5 protein-coding genes are annotated in these 5,305 nt (G+C 72.5%); 4 read left to right on the top strand and 1 reads right to left on the bottom strand.

Translation table 11 applies throughout. From position 1 onward, the window contains the following. Position 1: 1 nt before the first annotated feature. Together AOK16_RS16845 and AOK16_RS16840 are read left to right on the top strand one after the other, a co-directional pair. Complete coding sequence (locus tag AOK16_RS16845) at positions 2-673, top strand: hypothetical protein (RefSeq protein ID WP_240483608.1); 672 nt, start codon at positions 2-4, stop codon at positions 671-673. Between the two features lie 103 nt (positions 674-776). Continuing rightward, entirely contained in the window at positions 777-1,394 is a 618-nt protein-coding gene (locus AOK16_RS16840; RefSeq protein ID WP_055473063.1) for a CGNR zinc finger domain-containing protein, read from the top strand. Between the two features lie 395 nt (positions 1,395-1,789). Here AOK16_RS16840 and AOK16_RS16835 read toward each other — a convergent pair whose 3' ends face one another. Then, positions 1,790-2,599: a GntR family transcriptional regulator gene (locus AOK16_RS16835; RefSeq protein WP_079101474.1), complete on the bottom strand. Its 810-nt coding sequence runs from the start codon at positions 2,597-2,599 to the stop codon at positions 1,790-1,792. Positions 2,600-2,733: 134 nt separating this feature from the next. Between AOK16_RS16835 and AOK16_RS16830 the strand changes: the two genes are divergently transcribed. Further along, positions 2,734-3,567 (top strand): (2Fe-2S)-binding protein, encoded by an 834-nt coding sequence (locus tag AOK16_RS16830; protein ID WP_055473062.1) that lies wholly within the window; start codon positions 2,734-2,736, stop codon positions 3,565-3,567. 438 nt (positions 3,568-4,005) lie between these two features. Next, positions 4,006-5,109 carry a DUF2637 domain-containing protein gene (locus tag AOK16_RS16825; protein ID WP_055473061.1) on the top strand — a complete coding sequence of 368 codons (1,104 nt, stop codon included), beginning with the start codon at positions 4,006-4,008 and terminating at the stop codon, positions 5,107-5,109. Positions 5,110-5,305: the final 196 nt, after the last annotated feature.

Raw genomic sequence — 5,305 nt, 5'->3', positions numbered from 1 at the left:
GCTGCTCGCCCCGTACGCCGCCGAGGACGCCGCGATCGCGGTGCAGCGCGCGGCGCTGCTGGTCGAGCGCTGCCTGTTCACGGAGGCCGGCTGGGCCGACGCCGAGGACGCGCTGCGCGCGGCCGAGGCGCTGGCGGCCTCGGACGACGAGCGCGGCGCGGCGGCCTGCGAGCGCGGCCACCTGGCGTACGCGGCGACGGTGCTCGGCGTGCGCGACCGCGCCGACGAGGCCCGCGCGGCACTCGGCCGCGCCGCCGCCCTCCTCGCGCCCACGGCCCCCGGCCGCCCCCTGCTGGACTTCCGCCGCGGCCTGATCGCCGAACACCTCGCGGACAGCCCCGAGGCGGCCCTGCCCGCCTACCGCCGCGCCCACGCGGGCGCCACGGCCCAAGGCGACCTATTGCTCTGCTCGTTCACCTGGCGCCACCTGGCCGGGCTCGCCCTCCGCGACGGCGAACTCGCCGAGGCCCGCCACGGCTTTACCGAATCCCTGCGCATCCGCGAGGAGTTGGGCTACCTCATCGGCACGGCCCCGGCCCTCGCCGCCCTCGCCGGAGCCGAACCGGAACCGGAAGCCACCCGCCTGCGCATCGAAGCCACCCGCCTCTTCCGCCTCTTGGGAGGCCTCCCCACCTGGCTGGCCGACCAACTCCCCCAGACCCCCGCGGCGTAGCCGGCCAGGCCCGTTGGCCGCGGACCTCCCACCGTGCTTCGACTTCCAACAACCAAGCAGCATCATGCTCGTTAGAAAAAAGGAGAGGGGATCGGGGAGGAGCATGATGGGCTGGGATGTGCGGGCACGGCCACTGATCGGGGGCCACCCTGCTGTCGACCTGGTGAACACGGTCTGGTGGCGACGCTCGGCCGACCACACCACCGATCTCATCGGCTACGACCCGACGGCCTTGATGTCCTGGGCCGAGGCCGCCGACGTCATCGACACGGCGGAGGCCAGGGCCCTACGGGAATGGGCCTCTGCCGCCCCGCAGGACGCGGCAGAGGCGCTGGGGCAGGTGCACCATCTGCGTAAGATCGTGTACGGCCTCCTTGAGGCAGCGGCCCGCGCTCGCGAACCATTCGCCTCCGACCTCTGCGCCTTTCACCAGCTGTCACTGGACGCCCGCCGCCACACCGACTACGCGGGGTCGCTCCCGTTGAGCTGGTCCCACGAGAGGGCCCGCACTCTGGACGGGCTCCGCCACCGACTCACGCTCCTGGCCGAGGAGTTGCTGACAAGCCAGCAGGCCCTCAGGATCCGGCAATGCGAGGGCCCCGGGTGCGGCTTGATGTTCCTCGACCGCACCCGCGGTCGTACGCGCCGCTGGTGCAGCTCGGGTGACTGCGGAAACCGCGACCGCGCCCGCCGCCACTACGCCCGAACACAGCAAGCATGAACACCAGCCCCACCTGGCCCACCAGCCCCTCGGCCGACGAGACAGCCGGATCCGCGAGATGCACCGCACAGCCGGAACTCACAAGAGTCAGCCGCGTACGCCAGGGAAGCGCCTCGTGTTCACGTAAATGCATCCGACAGCGGGACCCTGTGAGGTCAGCCACACGCCCCACGCATAGGCGCACCGGACAACCGGACCCAACAAGAGCCAGCCGGCATACGTCAGGCAAGCGCCTCGCATTCGCGTAGATGCACCGGCAGCCGGACCCCGAGAGTCAGCCACGCGCCCCACGCGTAGGTGCACCGGACAGCCGGGCCTCAGAAGAGTCAGCCGCATGCATCAGGCAAGCGCCTCGTGTTCGCGTAGATGCATCCGACGGCGGGACTCCGTAAGAGTCAGCCGCGCGCGCCGGTGAAGTGTTCGCGTACCAGTTGCTCCACGACCGCCAAGTCCTGGGCGGCCAGGGCGTCCAGGAGGGCCGTGTGTTCGGCCGCGTCCGCGAGGAGGTCGGCGGGGCAGGCCGCCGGGACGTCGCCGACGGGGCCCTGGGCCCGGCGGTGCAAGTCGTCTCCCAGCAGTGCGAGTTGGCGGTTGCCGGTGAGGGAGAGCAGGGCGCGGTGGAACGCCCGGTCGGACTCGGCGTAGCCGACCCGGTCCCCGCCCGCCGCCGCAGCGGCCGCCTCCGCGGCCAGCGGCCTGAGGTCCTCCCAGACGTCCGGGTCCACGGTGCGGGCCAGGTCGAGCATCACCGGGACCTCGATCAGCGCCCGGATCTCGGCCAGTTCGGCGAGATCGCGGGCGGTGCGCCGGGCCACCCGGAAGCCCCGGTTCGGTACGACCTCGACCGCGCCCTCGCAGGCCAGCTGCTGCATCGCCTCGCGGACGGGCGTCGCCGAGACCCCGTACCGCCCGGCGAGCCCCGGCGCGGAGTACACCTCGCCCGGCACCAGCTCGCCACTCACCAGTGCCGCGCGCAGCGCGTCGAGGACCTGACCGCGTACGGAATAGCGCTGCGGAAGCTTGTGCGGCGGCGCGGACAGTAGCGATGACAACGTTGCCGACCCCGCCTCGGGCGTGCGGTCGGCCAGCACCTCGCCGACGGACGGGCCACCTACCGGCCCCCGCCCCTCCTGCATCGGCACACGGCTCCGCAGGCGCGGCGCGACCGTACCCGGACCGCCCCGCTCCGCGGGCACCTGTTCCATGGGGCCCATCCGCCCTCCTGACGTTCACCGCAACCACAGCACCATAGGCGGCCCCCGCCGTAGTTCAAACCTCGACGGCATCGGGTAAGGTAAGGCTTACCTGCAAACGATCAGAGCGATTCGGTGGTCCCGGCATGTCCGTCGCCCCGCCCGAAGCGGCCCTCGACACCTCGCCCGTAGCCGCGGCCTATGCCCGGCTCGCCGAGGTGTTCCCCGGGCTGCGGGTCACCGAGGAACCGCCGCGGCATGGCGGCGGCTGGGTCGGCGCGACCGAGCTCGCGGCCGGGGGCCCGGCCCTCGACGCCTTCCTCGCCTGGGACAACGCGCAGGTTATGCGGGACTACGGGCAGCAGGCCCGCCCCGACGTCATCGCCAGCTTCGGACTGCACCGGTACGCGTGGCCCGCCTGCCTGCTGATCACCGTCCCCTGGTTTCTGCTCAAGCGCGTGCCGCGCGTGCCGACCGGCCAGGTGTCCTTCCAGCGCAACCTGGGCCGGATGACCGCGCGTGTAAGGGACTTCGCCTGCCTGCCCGACGACCCGGCCGCCGCACATCCGCACGCACGCGTGGTGCCGGACGAGGAGGCGCTGCGGACCGAGGTGCGCGAGGCGGTGGCCGAACACCTGGGGCCCGTACTCGACGGGTTCCGGTCCCGGATGCGGCGCGGTCCGCGCGCGCTGTGGGGCATGGCGACGGACGAGATCGTCGAGGGGCTCTGGTACGTCGGGCACCTGCTCGGCGAGGAGCAGCGCGCGATGGCCGAACTGGACCGCCTCCTGCCGGGTTCCACGGCGCCGTACGTCGGCGGCTCCGCGTTCCGCGAACTCACCGGCCCGACCGGCGAGAAGCTCCCCACCCGCGACCGCGCGAGCTGCTGCTTCTTCTACACGCTCCGCCCAGAGGACACCTGCGTCACCTGCCCGCGCACCTGCGACGCGGACCGCGTCGCCCGCCTCGCCGCCGGCTGAGCCCTCGCGACACACACCACACCCAACGGACCCCCAGGCCAGCCCCCTGGGGGGCTACTGCGAGTTCGGCATCACCGGACGTCACGCCCCAGGTTCCTGCCCCCGCGACGGCGGGCAACCACCGCGGCGCGGTCCAGCGGAGCCGAACTCAACATGCGCCCGCGAGGCCGCGACATCGACTTGCACAATCCGCCCCGCCTCCCGCTCCCCTCACAACAAAATCACCCTTTCGGGTGATCGGCAGCCGAACTTAACTCCCTTTGCTAGCATCCGAGTTCGACGCGAAGCGCCCCCATCGAATGCCCCGCGCCTCCAACGCGTACGTCTTGGCTCGAAACCCCCTGACGCAACGTCCGTTTCCGCCAAGATGGCCCCGTTGAGTTGCCGAAAGCACTCGACGTGTGGCAGTGCGTGACGCAAGCGAGGCAAGGGGCACTGATGAGAGTTACCGACATATCGCTGAACTGGCTGCTTCCGGGCGGGGTGTTGCTCGTCGGCTTGCTGGTCGCGGTGGTGGTCGTCACGCTCGGCCGCCGCGCCGCCGCGAAGGAAGCCCAGCAGCAGGACTCCTGGGAGCGCGGCGAGGAGCGCAGGCGGCGCAAGGAGGCCCTGTACGGCTCCCTCTCCTACGTGCTGCTGTTCTGCTGCGCGGCCGTGGCCGCCGCGCTCTCCTTCCACGGGCTCGTCGGCTTCGGCCGGCAGAACCTCAACCTCTCCGGCGGCTGGGAGTACCTGGTCCCCTTCGGCCTCGACGGCGCGGCGATGTTCTGTTCCGTGCTCGCGGTGCGCGAGGCCAGCCACGGTGACGCGGCGCTCGGCTCGCGCATGCTGGTGTGGACGTTCGCGGGCGCGGCCGCCTGGTTCAACTGGGTACACGCGCCCCGCGGGTTGGACCACGCGGGCGCCCCGCACTTCTTCGCCGGGATGTCCCTCTCGGCGGCGGTGCTCTTCGACCGCGCGCTGAAGCAGACCCGCAGGGCGGCGCTGCGCGAGCAGGGGCTCGTACCGCGTCCGCTGCCGCAGATCCGCGTCGTCCGCTGGCTGCGGGCGCCGCGTGAGACGTTCGGCGCGTGGTCGCTGATGCTGCTTGAGGGCGTACGGACGCTGGACGAGGCCGTCGACGAGGTGCGCGACGAGAAGCGGCGCAAGGAGGAGGAGCGGACGCGCAGGCGCGATCAGGAGAAGCGCGAGCGGGCCCAGCTCAAGGCGCTCAGCCGGCAGCAGCGGTCCTGGGGCCGGGGCGGCGGCCGGCAGGTGGAGGCGGCGATGCTGCCCGCACCATCCGCCCAAACCGCCGCCGAGAACGCGCCGTTGGAGAAGACGGTCGGCACCGCGGCCGCCCGTTCGCCCCGCCCGGCGCTCCAGGCCGTGGCCCACGGGGACGACGACTCGGGCAGCAGAACCGACCGGAAGACCGACGGCCACGGCGGCGCCGGCTCCCCCCGCACCGTCGACCTGACCGCCGAGGACGACACCACCTCGATCCCCCGGCTCGACTCCCTGGAGCAGAAGCTCAAGGACCTGGAGCAGCAGTTCGGCTGAGGCCCTGGACCTGGCCCAGGCCCGGGCTCAGCCCCAGGTCTGGGTCTGGGTCTGAGCCCGGGCGCAGGCCCAGGTCCATGTCCAGGCCCAAGTCCAGCCCCAGGCCCAAGTTCAGGCCCGTCTGGCGACTCATCGCACCACCCACCCCACCCGGCGGACCGGCCCGATCCCCCTCAGGCCGGTCCGCCGGGTGGGG

Source organism: Streptomyces pathocidini (assembly GCF_001418495.1).
Lineage (GTDB): Bacteria > Actinomycetota > Actinomycetes > Streptomycetales > Streptomycetaceae > Streptomyces > Streptomyces pathocidini.
This window is presented reverse-complemented; position numbering and strand designations above follow the sequence as displayed.

Excerpts from the sequence above, each read along its gene's own strand:
- AOK16_RS16840 (WP_055473063.1), top strand. The coding sequence starts at position 777 with ATGATGGGCTGGGATGTGCGGGCACGGCCACTGATCGGGGGCCACCCT.
- AOK16_RS16835 (WP_079101474.1), bottom strand. The coding sequence starts at position 2,599 with ATGGAACAGGTGCCCGCGGAGCGGGGCGGTCCGGGTACGGTCGCGCCG.
- AOK16_RS16830 (WP_055473062.1), top strand. The coding sequence starts at position 2,734 with ATGTCCGTCGCCCCGCCCGAAGCGGCCCTCGACACCTCGCCCGTAGCC.
- AOK16_RS16825 (WP_055473061.1), top strand. The coding sequence starts at position 4,006 with ATGAGAGTTACCGACATATCGCTGAACTGGCTGCTTCCGGGCGGGGTG.